Annotated in this window: 13 protein-coding genes; 10 read left to right on the top strand and 3 right to left on the bottom strand. The window is 59.0% G+C overall.

All coding sequences use genetic code 11. The features are described 5' to 3' along the window. Window positions 1-83: 83 nt before the first annotated feature. A complete protein-coding gene (gene yhbY, locus ACWJKU_RS07880) occupies window positions 84-356 on the bottom strand; it encodes a ribosome assembly RNA-binding protein YhbY (RefSeq protein WP_454147437.1) in 273 nt (90 codons plus the stop codon). A gap of 57 nt (window positions 357-413) precedes the next feature. Here yhbY and rlmE point away from each other — a divergent pair, with 57 nt between their 5' ends. Next, on the top strand, window positions 414-1,034 hold the full coding sequence (gene rlmE, locus ACWJKU_RS07885; protein WP_454147439.1) for a 23S rRNA (uridine(2552)-2'-O)-methyltransferase RlmE: 621 nt from the start codon (window positions 414-416) through the stop codon (window positions 1,032-1,034). A 48-nt stretch (window positions 1,035-1,082) separates the two neighbouring features. Here the strand turns inward: rlmE and ACWJKU_RS07890 are convergent, their stop codons facing one another. Continuing rightward, window positions 1,083-2,222, bottom strand: coding sequence for an AI-2E family transporter (locus ACWJKU_RS07890; RefSeq protein ID WP_454147441.1), 1,140 nt, complete (start codon window positions 2,220-2,222; stop codon window positions 1,083-1,085). A 269-nt stretch (window positions 2,223-2,491) separates the two neighbouring features. Here ACWJKU_RS07890 and ACWJKU_RS07895 point away from each other — a divergent pair, with 269 nt between their 5' ends. Both ACWJKU_RS07895 and ACWJKU_RS07900 read left to right on the top strand, forming a co-directional pair. Then, entirely contained in the window at window positions 2,492-5,413 is a 2,922-nt protein-coding gene (locus ACWJKU_RS07895) for a ribonucleoside-diphosphate reductase subunit alpha (protein ID WP_454147443.1), read from the top strand. A 96-nt stretch (window positions 5,414-5,509) separates the two neighbouring features. After that, window positions 5,510-5,689 (top strand): hypothetical protein, encoded by a 180-nt coding sequence (locus tag ACWJKU_RS07900; protein WP_454147445.1) that lies wholly within the window; start codon window positions 5,510-5,512, stop codon window positions 5,687-5,689. A 266-nt stretch (window positions 5,690-5,955) separates the two neighbouring features. Here ACWJKU_RS07900 and ACWJKU_RS07905 read toward each other — a convergent pair whose 3' ends face one another. Next, complete coding sequence (locus ACWJKU_RS07905; protein WP_454147447.1) at window positions 5,956-9,303, bottom strand: VanZ family protein; 3,348 nt, start codon at window positions 9,301-9,303, stop codon at window positions 5,956-5,958. 411 nt (window positions 9,304-9,714) lie between these two features. On the opposite strand from ACWJKU_RS07905, the gene ACWJKU_RS07910 reads away from it, so the two are divergent. Genes ACWJKU_RS07910 through ACWJKU_RS07940 form a run of 7 tightly spaced genes read left to right on the top strand, consistent with a single transcriptional unit; the run spans window position 9,715 to window position 14,496 of the window. After that, window positions 9,715-10,284: a DUF4255 domain-containing protein gene (locus tag ACWJKU_RS07910; RefSeq protein WP_454147449.1), complete on the top strand. Its 570-nt coding sequence runs from the start codon at window positions 9,715-9,717 to the stop codon at window positions 10,282-10,284. Then, entirely contained in the window at window positions 10,281-11,288 is a 1,008-nt protein-coding gene (locus ACWJKU_RS07915) for a hypothetical protein (RefSeq protein ID WP_454147451.1), read from the top strand. The genes ACWJKU_RS07910 and ACWJKU_RS07915 overlap by 4 nt, the downstream gene beginning before the upstream one ends. Window positions 11,289-11,298: 10 nt before the next feature. Beyond that, window positions 11,299-12,714, top strand: a complete 1,416-nt coding sequence (locus tag ACWJKU_RS07920; protein ID WP_454147453.1) for a phage tail sheath family protein — start codon at window positions 11,299-11,301, stop codon at window positions 12,712-12,714. Between the two features lie 55 nt (window positions 12,715-12,769). Beyond that, window positions 12,770-13,213 carry a phage tail protein gene (locus ACWJKU_RS07925; protein ID WP_454147455.1) on the top strand — a complete coding sequence of 148 codons (444 nt, stop codon included), beginning with the start codon at window positions 12,770-12,772 and terminating at the stop codon, window positions 13,211-13,213. Then, complete coding sequence (locus ACWJKU_RS07930) at window positions 13,213-13,659, top strand: phage tail protein (RefSeq protein WP_454147457.1); 447 nt, start codon at window positions 13,213-13,215, stop codon at window positions 13,657-13,659. The genes ACWJKU_RS07925 and ACWJKU_RS07930 overlap by 1 nt, the downstream gene beginning before the upstream one ends. 3 nt (window positions 13,660-13,662) lie before the next feature. Continuing rightward, window positions 13,663-13,824 carry a DUF5908 family protein gene (locus ACWJKU_RS07935; RefSeq protein WP_454147459.1) on the top strand — a complete coding sequence of 54 codons (162 nt, stop codon included), beginning with the start codon at window positions 13,663-13,665 and terminating at the stop codon, window positions 13,822-13,824. A gap of 3 nt (window positions 13,825-13,827) precedes the next feature. Then, a complete protein-coding gene (locus ACWJKU_RS07940) occupies window positions 13,828-14,496 on the top strand; it encodes a CIS tube protein (RefSeq protein ID WP_454147461.1) in 669 nt (222 codons plus the stop codon). Window positions 14,497-14,500 lie beyond the last annotated feature (4 nt).

Raw genomic sequence — 14,500 nt, forward strand, 5'->3', positions numbered from 1 at the left:
CGTTCCTCATATGCTCCGGACGCCCCTTCGGCAAGCGCGGAGGGGCGCCCGGAGCGTCGGCAACGGTTTTCGGCGCTCTCCAATTATTTTTTATCCGGATTTTTTCGATAAAGCGTGACGATATGGCCGAGCGACTGGATCAATTCGGCACCCAATTCCGCGCAGATCCGGGCGGCCATCTCGCGCCGTTCTTCACGATCGGCGGCGTTCACCCGCACTTTGATCAATTCGTGATGGTCCAAGGCTAGGCCGATCTCGTTCAACACGGCGGGAGTGATGCCCGCCTGGCCGGTGATCACCACCGGTTTCAGGGAATGAGCCTTGGCGCGCAAGAATTTTTTAAAATCGGATTTCAACTCGGATTTCCTCGGGAAATTTGTAATTTAGCGATATCGCAACCGCGCAATAGAAACATGCCTCGTAGCCGAAGCAGCCGCCGCTGGCTGGCCGAACACTTTTCCGACGAATATGTAAAGCAAGCCCAAACGCTCGGCTACCGCTCGCGGGCGGTATTCAAGCTGAAAGAATTGGACGAGCGGGAGCGTCTGTTCAAGCCGGGCATGGTGGTGCTGGACTTGGGCGCCGCGCCGGGCGGCTGGTCCCAATACGCAGCGGAGCGGGTCGGCAAAAGCGGCAGAATTATAGCGCTTGACCTCCTGCCGGTGGAAGCGATTCCGGGCGTAACCGTGATTCAGGGCGATTTCCGGGAGGAATCCGTTTTGGAACGATTGATGGCGGAGTTGGCGGACCGCCCGGTCGACGTGGTCTTATCCGACATGGCGCCCAACATGAGCGGCGCGCGCGTCGTGGATCAGTCGCGGGCCATGTATCTGGCCGAACTGGCCCTGGATACGGCCCGGCAACTCCTGGAGCCCGGCGGGAGTTTCGTGGCCAAGCTGTTCCAGGGGCCCGACTTCGACGATTTCGTGCGGCAAACCCGCCAGATGTTCGGTAAGGTATCGGTCAGGAAACCCAAGGCTTCACGCGATCGGAGCCCTGAAGTCTATCTGGTGGGCAAGCCGCGAAAATCGTAGCTTGGACACGGAACGACAGAAGCCCGGTTTCCGGCCGCGATTCCGGTCTCAATGCCGTTCCCGCGCCAAGGGCACGGCTTTGGATTTTGCCGTTTGGGCCGGAGCGATGTTCTCCGGCGGAATGTCCTCTTCTCCCAATCTCGGCCAAGCCGCCAGTACCGCCTTGACCAGCGTCGCCAGGGGAATGGCGAAAAACACGCCCCAAAATCCCCAAAATCCGCCGAAAAACAGGATCGCCACGATGATGGCGACCGGATGCAGGTTGACCACTTCGGAAAACAACAACGGCACCAGCACGACGCCGTCGAGCGCCTGAATGATGCCGTAAGCCAGCAGCAGATACCAAAACTCGTCGGTGAGGCCCCATTGAAAGAAGGCCACGATCATCACCGGAAACGTTACCAGAGTTGCGCCGACATAGGGGATGATCACCGAAAGCCCCATCAGCACCGCCAGCAGCAGCGAATAATTGAGCCCCATCAGCGAGAAGGTCGCGTAGCTCACGGCCAGCAGCACCGCGACCTCGAAAACTTTCCCCCGCACGTAATTGCCGATTTGTACGTCCACCTCGCGCCACACGCGGGTCGAAAGATAACGGTCGCGGGGCATGTACTGGCCGAACCAGGCGAGGATGTAGTCCTTGTCTTTAAGGAAGAAAAATACCAGCAACGGCACCAGGATCAGATAGACGATCACCGTGATGATGCTGACGAGGGACGCGTACGAATAAGTCAGCATGGACTGGCCCCAGGCGAGGAGTTCTCGCCGTATCACGCCGGTCAGTTCGTAGATTTGTTCCTCGGAGATGAAATCCGGATATTGCTCCGGCAGTTGCATGACCAGCATCTGCCCGCGATTCATCCAGGCCGGTAGCTGTTCTATGAGTTGCACGGTCTGTTGGTAAAGAAGCGGCAGGAGCGCTACGAACAGAAACAACAGAAATGCGAGGAAAAGGAGGTAAACGACGATGACCGCGGCCAGACGCGGCAGCTTTCGCTGCACGCCGACGGCGACGATGCCTTCCAGCAGATAGGCGATGACGCCCGCCGCGAATACCGGCATGAGCATCTGCCCCAGGCTGACCACCAGCACGAAACCGACGATCAGCAGGATCGCAAAAGATACGGCTTGCGAGTTCGGCAGCACCCGCTTGGTCCAGTCACTCAACCATTCGTGCACGCTTTGCATGGTGGCAGAAGTTACTCTCGTTATGAATTGTTATTGGTTATGAATTGTTATTGTGTTTTGGCGCACAAATAGTACAACAAACCCGCTGTACGAATAATGGACGTTCGCCAAGTGCCTTGATTTCAATGCAAATTGAGACTTTTCTTGCACAACTTATCCACAAGTCCTCAACAGGGTAAACCACATTATATTGTGCTTGACGATGCGATCAACCACATTCTATAGTGGTGTCATTGTACATTCAGCCCATCCTCGGAGGACATGCATCTATGGAAACCGAATCCGCAGCTCGCGCTAGCCAGCCCATCACGATCCTTTCGGACATACCGCCCGTCTCCGCCGATCTGCGCGCGACCGCTCCCGGCGAGATGCGCGTCATTCGGCGCAACGGCAAAGTGACCGTTTTCGATGCCGGCAAGATCAGCGTCGCCATCACCAAGGCGTTCTTGGCCATCGAGGGCAATACCGCCGCTGCCAGTCGACGTATCCACGAAACCGTCGAGGAACTGACCCGCCAAGTGGCTAATGCCTTGTTCCGGCGCAATCCTTCCGGCGGAACCATTCACATCGAAGACATTCAGGATCAGGTCGAACTGGCCCTGATGCGCGGCGGCCATCACAAGATCGCCCGCGCCTACGTGCTATATCGCGAAGATAGGGCGCGGGCTCGCGCGCAGAAGGCCGCCGCGCGGCAGGAGGCGCAGGCGCCGGTCATTCACGTGACCCTGCCCGACGGCAGCCAAAGACCGCTGGACACGGCGCGCCTGCAAAAGATCGTCGAGGAAGCCTGCCGCGGTCTCGCCGATGTGGACGGCGGCTGGATTCTCGAAGAAACCCAGCGCAATCTGTTCGACGGCGTGTCCGAGAAAGACGTGGCCCCGGCGCTCATGATGGCAGCGCGAGCGCGGATCGAACAGGAGCCGAATTATTCCTACGTGGCCGCCCGGCTGCTGCTGGACAGCCTGCGCAGCGAAGCGCTGAGCTTCCTCGGCCACGGCTTTTTCGAGGCGACCCAGAGCGAAATGGCGGACCGCTACGCGGAATATTTCGCCGACTACGTAAAGCGCGGCGCCGAACTCGAGCTGTTGTCGCCCGAGCTGACCCGTTTCGATTTGCAGCGTCTCGGCGCGGCGCTCAAGCCCGAGCGCGATCTCCAGTTCACCTATCTGGGCCTGCAAACTCTTTACGATCGTTACTTCATTCACGCCAAAGGCATCCGCTTCGAGCTGCCCCAGGCCTTCTTTATGCGCGTGGCCATGGGCCTCGCCATCAGCGAAATCGACCGGGAAGCGAAAGCCATCGAGTTCTACGACCTGCTTTCCAGCTTCGATTTCATGAGTTCCACGCCTACCTTGTTCAACTCCGGCACACTGCGCCCGCAGCTCTCCTCGTGCTATCTCACCACCGTGCCGGATGATCTGGACGGCATCTTCGGTGCCATCAAAGACGACGCCCTTCTGTCGAAATATGCCGGCGGCCTCGGGAACGACTGGACCCGGGTCCGCGCCATGGGCTCTCATATCAAGGGCACCAACGGCAAATCCCAGGGCGTCGTTCCTTTCCTCAAGGTAGCCAACGATACGGCCGTCGCCGTCAATCAGGGCGGAAAGCGCAAGGGCGCCATGTGCGCCTATCTGGAAACCTGGCATCTGGATATCGAAGAGTTCCTCGAACTCCGCAAGAATACCGGCGACGACCGCCGCCGCACCCACGACATGAACACCGCCAACTGGGTACCGGACCTTTTCATGAAGCGGGTGGCTGAAGAAGCGGATTGGACGTTGTTCACCCCCAGCGACGCGCCGGATCTGCACGACCTCACCGGCGAAGCGTTCGAGAAGCGCTATTTGGAGTACGAAGCCAAGGTGGATCGCGGCGAAATCACGCTGTACAAGCGCCTCCCGGCCGCGCAGCTCTGGCGCAAGATGCTGTCCATGCTGTTCGAAACGGGGCATCCCTGGATCACGTTCAAGGACCCGTGCAACCTGCGCTACACCAACCGGCACATGGGTGTGGTGCACAGCTCCAATCTCTGCACCGAGATCACCTTGCACACCAACGACAACGAAATCGCCGTGTGCAACCTGGGCAGCGTGAACCTCACGAACCACGTCACCGAGGGCGGCGTTCTCGACGCGCACAAGCTGGAAAAAACCATCTCCACGGCCATGCGCATGCTGGACAACGTCATCGACATCAACTACTACAGCGTTCCCCAGGCGCGTCGCTCGAACCTGCGCCACCGCCCGGTCGGACTCGGCATCATGGGTTTCCAGGACACGCTGTACAAGCTGCGCATCCCCTATGCCTCGGATGAAGCGGTAAGTTTCGCCGACAAGAGCATGGAATTAGTGAGCTACTACGCCATCAAGGCGTCCGCCGACCTGGCCGAGGAACGCGGCCGCTATTCCAGCTTCGAGGGATCGCTGTGGAGCCAGGGCATCCTGCCCTACGATTCGATGGCGCTGGTCGAGCAGGGCAGGGGCGGTTATTTGCAGCAAGACCGCAGCTTCACCCTGGATTGGGAAGCGCTCCGCGAGCGGGTGAGAACCGTCGGCATGCGCAACAGCAACACCATGGCGATCGCCCCGACGGCGACCATCTCCAACATCTGCGGCGTGTCGCAGTCGATCGAGCCGACCTACCAGAACCTGTTCGTCAAATCGAATCTCTCCGGCGAGTTCACCGTGGTCAATCCGTATCTGGTGAACGACCTCAAGAAGCTCGACTTGTGGGACGCGGTCATGATCAACGATCTCAAGTACTACGACGGCAGCCTGCAAAAGATCGAACGCATACCGGACGATCTCAAGCGGATCTACGCCACCGCCTTCGAAGTCGACCCGCGCTGGCTGGTGGAAGCCGCCTCGCGCCGGCAGAAATGGATCGACCAGGCGCAATCCCTCAACCTGTACATGGCCGAGCCCTCCGGCAAGAAGCTCGACAACCTGTACAAGCTGGCCTGGATCCGCGGCCTCAAGACCACCTACTACCTCCGCACCCTGGGCGCCACTCACGTGGAGAAAAGCACGGCCTTCGACGGCAGGCTCAATGCCGTGAAGACCGACCCCATCGACGATGCGATCCCCGGAACCATGCGTCGTTCTGCGGAAGGAGCCTTCGCCGAGGCGGCCGCTTCGGGGGTGAAGATGTGTTCGATCGACGATCCGGAATGTGAAGCTTGCCAGTAATTTACTTCCTCTCTACCGAGGGGCATCAGCCCCTCTCCCTCTGGGGGAGGGGCTGAAAAGAAAATCTACCGGTCAACCCACAACTTAGGAAAACGTATGGCGAGAAATACAGGTAATGGTTTTCGCCGCGGGTCTGTCGATAATCGGTCGCAGACGCAAAATCCAAGAAACGAAAATTGGACGAAGCGCGATACCGCAACCGGCCGTTTTATGGATCAAAAGACCGATGGCAAACCTTTTAAAGGCGTTGCGAAGGAACCGGATGATCGCCGTTGAGATACCTTATCTGTCGTAGTCGTGGGGTGGATTAGGCGCAGCCGTAACCGTAACCCGCCGAATAAGGTTTCGCTGTTTTGGTATTGACGTGATTCATGGGGAAATCTCTTTTCGTGCGTTCCGTCCGGTCGTCCGCACGCCGCTAAGATTGCGGTCGCAAAATGCGGATGCGCGCACGGGTAAGGCGTGCCAAGGATCGTTCCTCGGAATCCGGCTTTCCGCTGCAAGAATGTCGCAGCGTGTCGAAGACCGTTTTATTAGCGGAATCAACCCATGAAATTTTTCCGCCGTTCGGGTCGAGGCGAATGCGCCGCTATAGTTTCTTGAGACGGCGGATGCCGATGTCTTATCCGACCGGTTTCTCGTCCTTCGGTCGCGAGCGGCAGCGCTCCCGTGCTGAAGGCGAAAAGATAAAACAGCATGGACAGTCGCGCCGTGTCCATCGTGCTGCCGAGGAGTCCGGCCGTGAGGAACGCCAGCAGCGCACCGGCCGGCATCGCTACATCGAAATCTCCTTTCAGCAGGGCCGGCCACAGAATTTTTCCGGCGGCGAGCAAGAGCAGCGCCATCGCCGCCAGTCCCAGAGCGCCTTGCGCGAGATACATCTCCACCTCTTGCTGGTCGACGTGCCAGGCTTCTTTTTGATCGGTAACCAACAGCCAGCGGGCGATTCCGTCGTCGAAGCCGCCGTTCGCTATCAGTTCGCGTCCTTCGCTGGTCTTTAGGCTCACGTCGTCGACGTCGAGCGAGCTGCCGGAGTTCGTATTGTGCAGCGATAGCTTTACCGGACGGTGAGGCCAGTTGCCGCCCGCGCCGAGATTTCCAGAATTCACCTTCACGGCGACCGTGCTCCACCCGGTTTCGGACGGCGCCGGCCGCAGTTCGGGCCAGATGCATTCGAAGGAATAAAGCAGGGCCTTCTCGCAAAGGGGGATGCTGAGCGGGCCGTTGCCCGAGGACCGCCGTATCCGGGCCGACAAGATGTATTGCTCGCCGGGTTCGACGTCCACGATCTGGTCGAGGAATATCGCCTCGCCGGCGCCGAGGCGCAGATAAGGATCGTTTCCGTCATGCATTACGGCGTAGGTGCCCGGCGCCCTGGCGGTTTCGGCGCCGAGCGCATAGAGAATCGGGTATTGCCCGAAACCCATTCCGACCAGCGCCGTCATCGGTCCGTCGTCCATCAGATCCAGGGCTTGTTGCCAATGGAGCTCTCGAAGGGTGAGGTCTTCCGAGGTCCGCGCCAGCCGCGATTGAGCGAATCCGCCCGACAGCACCGGAACGGCGGCGGCGAGCGACGCCGCCAAAAGTCCGCCGAGCGCCAGCCAGCGGCGGGCCGGAAACTCCGTCCGCTGCCGCAGCATGCTCGGCACGACGGGCATCAGACCGGCGATGAACGCGGCATAGCCGCCCCGCGAGAAGGTCACCAGCATGGCATAGCTGGCGGCTGCGGCGAATACGACGCCGAGCAGCTTCGGTATCGCATTGCGCGTCGTGAGCACCCCAATCACGAGCGACGGAAAGGCAAAGGCGATGAAGGTTTCGATGTAAGCGCCCCCGGTGTTCAGGCTGGCGAAGGTTCCGGTGACGCGGAACACGTTCTCGAAATCCCCCAGCCCGACGTACACGTGGCGCTCCCACAATACGTCCAGCGTCAATAGCGTTAAACCGGCGATCAAGCCGTTTCTCATTAGCCGGAGGGCCGTGCCGCCGTCTTCCGGGGGAATGCGGCGCATCAGCGGCATGAACAGCAGCGCCCATAAGAGTCCCTTGCCCACCATCCAGGCTTCGAGCGGCGAATGGGAGTTGTCGGAAACACCGCCCCCGCTTTCCCAAAGAGGCCACAAACCGCGCGCGCTCGCGATCGACCAGCTCAACCAAAGCAGCGCGGCGGCCCAGGAGAAGGTTCGGCTGGGCCAGGGTCGAGGCTTGATCCGCCAGACCCGCGGATAGCTCGCGGCGAACGTGACGAGGACGATCAGGTCGAACTCGTCCAACGGCAAGCGGCCGGTCACGGAGCTCAGATCGAGTATGGGCAAAAGAGCCGGCACCGCGAAAAGCCATCCGCTCGGATACCGCCACAACAGAACCGCATAGCTCGACAATGCCGCGATCAGCCAAAAGGTTCCGACCGGGTAGGCCAGTATGCCGGTAACAGCGATGAGCGCCGCGGCGAATGCGATGAGCATGCCGAGCGGATGCGGCGCGCCGTATGCCGGCGTGTGCGGCTCCGCACGGTGCGGCCGAGAGAATTCCAGGATCCGGTCCGCGTCCGGCTGCGGTCGCCGTTCGCGCCCGCCGGTCAGGACGGTTCCCATCCAATGCGCCAGGCTGTAGGCGAGCGCCGCGCCGGTTGCGGCGATCAGCAGATTGGTGAAGTCCGGATGCTTGGGCGGAACCAGGAGCTTGCCGAGTTCGACGGGGAGCGCCAGCGCGGCGGCGACAAACGCCGCTTGCAAGGCTCCGGAATTGCCTTTCCCGGGCTTTTGAATGCACACAGCCCAACCCGCGAGGCCGATCGGAGCGTACATGCCGGCCTGGGCGAGCAGGCTGACCAGGGCGGCCTGCTCGCTGGTGAAATAGTGATAGTAAAACGGCATGATCCGGATGTCCGCCAGACGCGCGACGGCCTCGTCCAGCGGCAGCCAGGCGGTCGAGAACCAGCCGCCGAGCGCCGTCAGCGACAGGATGTACGGCAGCACGGCAAAAGGCAGGACGGTCTTGACGATCCAAGCCAACGGCAGGGGGCCGTGGCGGAGCAGGATTCGGCCGATCGCCGCGCCCGCCGTCAGCCCCGCCCCGCGCCACAGTATCGAGATCCCCTGGCTCACGCCCGACGCAAGCAATAGCTGCAAGAGTTCCAGGATCAGGCTCAGCGCGGCGCCGGCCAGGAAAATGCGGCGATAGCCGAGCCCCGGTGCGGCGAGCGCGACAAGGACGCCGAGCGGCGCGATGGCAGCGATTTCGCCCGCCTGGCGTGCCGCGCAACGCAACCCGCCGCCGCAATCGCCGGCGATCAGCCAGCCCCAGCGGTCCGAGTCCAGTTTCCAGGCCAATTCTTGGACGGAAACGACGAAGTCGTAGGGGAACAGGGACAGCAGAATATAGAGAAGCGCGTAGCCGATCGCTGCGGCGTAGACGGACGACCGTCCGCCTGCCGCGAACGTATCCAGCAGCCCCGCGATGCGGCTTCGCCCCAGTCCGAACAAGGCGATCCCGCCGGCGGAGCCGAGCGCTTCCGCCAAAAGGTCGTTGAGAGAGACGGTGCGGGGCGCAAAGAATATCTGGGTGAACTCGACGGCCACCGCGACCGCGAGACAGAACGAGAAGACCGCCAGCGCCGTCAGGTGGCGCAGCTTCCCCATCGATCGCATACCGACCGCCCAGGCGCAGCCCAGGAACGCCAAAGGCACATAGAGCACTATGTTGGCGATCCAGTCCGCCCGCGATTCCACTCCGAGATCCAGGTAGGCGATGGCGGCGAACTGTTCGACGGCTTGATCGAGGGTGCGCTCGCGATACTCGAAGGGAACCAGGCTTCCATACACGACAAAGATCAGGTAGGCCAGAAAGGCCAAAAAACCGTATCGGCGGTCGACTCTTTGCACGCTCATCGGTGAAACATCAACGCTTGGTTGTCAGGATTGCCGGTGTATGTGCACCGGCTCGAAATTTTCGGGTGCGATCGAAGATTGCACCGTACGCTGCACGCCGTCCGAATTCAATCGGAACGCTGCCTTTTCGGGGTCGAGCGGCGTCGGGGCTGCCGTGCAAAAACGGTTCTTCCGCATTATCCGGTTACTCCGGATTCGGCGTTGACAGTACCTTAACGCAAGACTATAGTCGGAGGCCACAAAATGAAATCCAAGTCAATGAGTGGATTTTCGTATAATGAATTTCCGGAATCAGTCAATGGCCGGAGAAAAATCATCGGCATGAACTTCAGGTAACCGTGAAAATTCGAAATTGTCGTAGAAGCGAATAATAACGACCAACGGGTTACAAGAATTGGGGGCTTAAAAATAATGCTGGACATTGCGCTTCAGTTCCTGAAAGACGAACTGAACACATACCTTTTAACCAGAACGGGTTCGAGTACGGTAAGCGTCAAATTGACGGGAATCGTCGACGATGCCGGAAAGTATGCCTTCGGCGGGGAAACCATAGGCGCCACGGTTCTCAATATCGAAGAAGAGCGCGCATTCAAATCCCAGCTTCCCGAATATTCGTACCTGAACGGCCGGCACGTGATTGCGGAGCCTGCAATAAGGCTCAATCTTCACATACTATTCGCTGCCAATTTCAAACAATACGACGAAGCGCTGAAGTTCATATCCTATATCCTCACGTTCTTTCAAGCCCGCCCGCATTTTTCACCGGATGCATATCCCGGTCTGAATCCGGCGATCGAGAAACTGGTCGTCGAACTACAGTCCCTCAACTACGAACAGTTGAACCAGATCTGGGCGTTCATCGGCGGCAAACAACTGCCTTCCGTCGTCTACAAGGTACGCATGATCGCGTTGCAAGATCAGGTCCGGACGGCCGTTCAACCGCCGCTGACCGTCATCGGAACCGACATCCTGAGCCGATGAATACCCGCTTCGAAACCTTGTTCACCGTGGGCGTTTCCCACGCCTATTACAGTTCGGAGTGCGAGGATTTCGAGTTTTTCGTAACCCCGGACACGGCGCGGTTGCTGCGGAACGGAAAGCTGATCGCCAAGATGCGCAAGGGCACGCTCTACGTCTTGTTCGAGGCGGACGAGGTCCGGTCGCCTCTGGCGCGGATCGGCGGCAAGACGCTGCGATTCGGGCTCAAGCTTCTGAATCCGTTTTTCAGCCATATCACCGAATGGAATCCGGATTCTTTCATCCCCTTCTACAGAAACTCGACGAACCCGGACCACTTGGATTCCGCCGAAAAAACGTCCCTCGTGGGGCGATTGTTCAGCCACGGCCTTTCGGCCTCGGAGCGCCCCGTTACCGTAACCCTGAAAAATTCCGGCGGTGGGATCGTTCGAACCGAGACCATCGCGGCGAGCAATGACCGGTCCGCCATGGTTTACGATCTCGCCGACGCCGAACCCGGCGTTTATACCGTGGAGGAAACCTATTCTCTCGATACCGAAACCATCGCCTATTACTTCGATGATAACTGTTGGAGCGAGGGGATTTTCGGCATCGTTGAAATCACGGTCGATAATGGGTTTTACACCGCTCAGCCGAATTTCGAAATCGATTTTTCCGCCAGAAAAGAAGTTTTGAAATATTATGTGGTGGCCAGAAATTATTCCGATGCGGATATCGGCCGACTTACGGTTTTGGATACGGGATTCACGGAAGACGGACGGCCCGAGATAAAGTTTACCAAAGTGGCGTCGGACGCATTTACGGCGGCGGACATATCGGCGGAAGTGATCGCCGACGCCGGTTCCAAGGTGGTGATGTTCAAATCCGAGGCGGCGGTTGCCCGGCGGGAGAAATCCAGAAAAAAGATTCAGCTCAGCAAAAACGGCGAAGTCATCATCGCCCATCTTCCACAACCCGGCATGAACCGGGCCAGCGCAGATCTCATCATTCAACTTTCAAAACCGTGAAGGTCCAAGTATGGCCAGTTTGAATCCCAAAACTCCCGGCGTTTACATAGATGAGGTTTCGGTATTTCCGCCTTCCGTGGCGGAGGTTGAAACCGCCATACCGGCCTTTATCGGCTATACGGAAATAGCTAAGAAAAAGGCGGACAACGACCTCATTCTAAAACCGACGAAAATATTTTCGTTAAAGGAATACGAGCAGTATTACGGCCTGCCCGAAGACGATGCCATCGCAGTTTCCGTGGCGGACGACGGCGCCGGCGGATTCACCGCCACGGTTACCGAGCCGTCCGTGAAATACTTGTTGTATTACTCGGTGAAGATGTTTTTCGATAACGGCGGGGGACAGTGCTACATCGTTTCGGTGGGAACATACCAATCCACGCCGGCGATCGATTTGACGGGCGATTCCTCCAGCAATCCGGCTACGATGTACGGCTTGCAGGACGGGCTGAACGCGGTGGCCTTGGAGGACGAGCCGACGCTGATCGTCATTCCGGAGGCAGTGAAGCTGAGCACAGGCGACTATCCGACGCTGGTTCAGGCGGTGCTCACCCAGTGCAACACGCTGGGCGACCGCTTCGCGATTTTCGACATCCGGGACGGGGACACGGACCTCGATACCACGCAACTGAGCACCAATCGCGGATATTTCGGCAGCAATTATCTGAAGTACGGTGCCGCGTATTACCCGTTCGTCAAAACCACGCTGAATTATCACGTGAATTCCGGCGAAACCAATGTCGATGTGACTTACGGCGGCGGATCGGCGGCCGACCTGTCGACGTTCAAGACCTCGAACACCGCGCTTTACAACTTCGTAAAAAGCACGCTCAAGGAATATTTCCTGAAGCTGCCGCCGAGCGGCGCCGTAGCGGGCGTTTATGCCGCCACCGACAGCAACCGCGGCATCTGGAAAGCGCCCGCCAACGTCAGTTTGGCCAACGTGATAGAGCCGGTGGCCAAGCTCGACAACGCCAAACAGGACGGCCTGAACGTCGATGCGACGACCGGCAAGTCGATCAACGCCATTCGCGCTTTCGCGGGCAAGGGCACTCTGGTCTGGGGGGCGCGGACGCTGGCCGGCAACGACAACGAATGGCGCTACGTGCCGGTCCGCCGGTTTTTCAACATGGTGGAAGAATCGGTGAAGAAGTCCACCTATTGGGCCGTGTTCGAACCCAATGACGCCAATACTTGGGTCAAGGTGCGCGGCATGATCGAGAATTATCTGACCCAGAAGTGGCGCGAGGGCGCGCTCGCCGGCGCGACGCCGAAAGATGCCTTTTTCGTGAGATGCGGGCTGGGTGTCACGATGACCGCCCAGGACATTCTCGAGGGACGCATGAACGTCGAAATCGGCATGGCGGCGGTGCGTCCGGCCGAATTCATCATTCTGAAATTCTCCCACAAGCTGCAAACCTCTTGAGTAACGCCCAAGTCTCCGTTACCGCCCACCTATTCTGAATCTCGGAACAACGCCCATGGCTGCACAAACCAAACAGTATCCTCTCCCGGTTTTCCATTTCATCGTCGAATGGGGCGGCGCGCGCGTCGGCTTTTCGGAAGTCACGGGCCTGACTCAGGAAAACCAGGCCATCGAGTATCGCGACGGCTCGTTTCCCGAATATTCCTCGATCAAGATGCCCGGCCTCCGGAAGTTCAACAACATCACCCTGAAGCGGGGAATCGTGAAAAGCGACAATGACTTCTTCAAATGGCTGAGCACGGTCAAGTTGAACACGGTCGAGCGGCGCGATCTCGTCATCAGCCTGCTGAACGAAGAACATCAGCCGGTGATGGTGTGGAAGGTGCAGAACGCGTTTCCGGTGAAGGTCGAAGGGCCGCAGCTCAAGGCGTCGGGCAACGAGGTGGCGATCGAGTCGATCGAGATCGCCCACGAAGGGCTCGAAATTCAGAATGACTGATGGCGAATTACTATCCGCCGGTCGGATTTCACTTCAGGGTCGAGGTGCTGGGCTTAACGGCTAACGCCAACGATGTCCGGTTCACCGAGGTCAGCGGGTTATCGGTTGAAATGGGCACCGAGGAGATCGCCGAGGGGGGCGAAAACCGTTTCATCCAGAAATTCCCGGTCCGGGCCAAATACCCGGAGCTGGTGCTGAAGCGCGGATTGCTCACGGATTCGGAAATCGCCGGCTGGATCCGGCGGTGCGTCGAAGATTTCGACATTCAACCGAAGAACATCGACATCAGCCTGTTGAACGAAAAGCACCAGCCGCTGATAACTTGGCATGTGGTCAATGCTTATCCGACCAAATGGGCGGTGAGCGATCTGAATGCCTCGAACAATGCCGTCGTGATCGAGACGCTACAGTTTTTCTACCAATATTTCAGCATCGACAAGTCTTAAACCATGCCAGTAGTGATCGATGAAGTGGTGATTTCGGTCGAAGTCACCAATCAGGCGGCGGGAGGCGCCGCTACCGCGCCGGCCGCCGTCGAAGACCGGCAGGCGCTCGTCAGCGAGTGCGTGGAACGGGTTCTCGACATTCTGGAGCGAAAGGCGGAACGCTAGGCCATGAGCGAACGGGGCACGCTGGAGAAACTGCTGATCCGGGCGTACGAGCAGCCCGACTATTCCGGGCAACCGGTCGGAGAGTTTGCCGCTTTTCTCAATCCGAACGAGATTACTCTGTCGTACGAAATGGAGTACGACGCGGCGCAAGGATCCGGCACCACCAACAGCCGGATGGACTTCAAGAAGATGAAGCCAGGCGATTTGTCGCTGACGTTCTTTTTGGACGGCACCGGCGCCAGCGGGACCGTGATCGACGTTCAGCAAAAGGTCGAGCAGTTCCAGACGATCACGGGTTACAACGGCAACATCCACAGGCCGAATTATCTCAAGGTCGTGTGGGGCACGCTTCAGGTCAAGCGCTGCGTACTCAAAAGCGCTTCCATCGCGTACAAGCTGTTCAAGCCGGACGGCGTGCCCTTGCGCGCGGTCATCACCGCGAATTTCACCGACAACTCGGACGATCGGACCCGCGTTGCGATGGCGCAGGATCAATCGCCGGATTTGACCCATGTCCGCCTGGTGAAGGCGGGGGATAACTTGCCCGCCCTGTGTTACGAAATATATGGCGATCCCACGCGTTTCCTCGACGTGGCGCGGGCTAACGGGATCGACAATTTCCGCGCGTTGATTCCGGGCACCAAGATTTTCTTTCCGCCGCTGGAGAAATAGCCAT

This window comes from Methylocaldum sp. MU1018 (genome assembly GCF_053646775.1).

Coding starts and splice junctions, on each gene's coding strand:
- ACWJKU_RS07930 (WP_454147457.1), top strand. CDS start 13,213: ATGGCGAATTACTATCCGCCGGTCGGATTTCACTTCAGGGTCGAGGTG.
- ACWJKU_RS07915 (WP_454147451.1), top strand. CDS start 10,281: ATGAATACCCGCTTCGAAACCTTGTTCACCGTGGGCGTTTCCCACGCC.
- ACWJKU_RS07895 (WP_454147443.1), top strand. CDS start 2,492: ATGGAAACCGAATCCGCAGCTCGCGCTAGCCAGCCCATCACGATCCTT.
- ACWJKU_RS07905 (WP_454147447.1), bottom strand. CDS start 9,303: ATGAGCGTGCAAAGAGTCGACCGCCGATACGGTTTTTTGGCCTTTCTG.
- ACWJKU_RS07910 (WP_454147449.1), top strand. CDS start 9,715: ATGCTGGACATTGCGCTTCAGTTCCTGAAAGACGAACTGAACACATAC.
- ACWJKU_RS07890 (WP_454147441.1), bottom strand. CDS start 2,222: ATGCAAAGCGTGCACGAATGGTTGAGTGACTGGACCAAGCGGGTGCTG.
- ACWJKU_RS07935 (WP_454147459.1), top strand. CDS start 13,663: ATGCCAGTAGTGATCGATGAAGTGGTGATTTCGGTCGAAGTCACCAAT.
- ACWJKU_RS07920 (WP_454147453.1), top strand. CDS start 11,299: ATGGCCAGTTTGAATCCCAAAACTCCCGGCGTTTACATAGATGAGGTT.
- rlmE (WP_454147439.1), top strand. CDS start 414: ATGCCTCGTAGCCGAAGCAGCCGCCGCTGGCTGGCCGAACACTTTTCC.
- ACWJKU_RS07940 (WP_454147461.1), top strand. CDS start 13,828: ATGAGCGAACGGGGCACGCTGGAGAAACTGCTGATCCGGGCGTACGAG.
- ACWJKU_RS07925 (WP_454147455.1), top strand. CDS start 12,770: ATGGCTGCACAAACCAAACAGTATCCTCTCCCGGTTTTCCATTTCATC.
- ACWJKU_RS07900 (WP_454147445.1), top strand. CDS start 5,510: ATGGCGAGAAATACAGGTAATGGTTTTCGCCGCGGGTCTGTCGATAAT.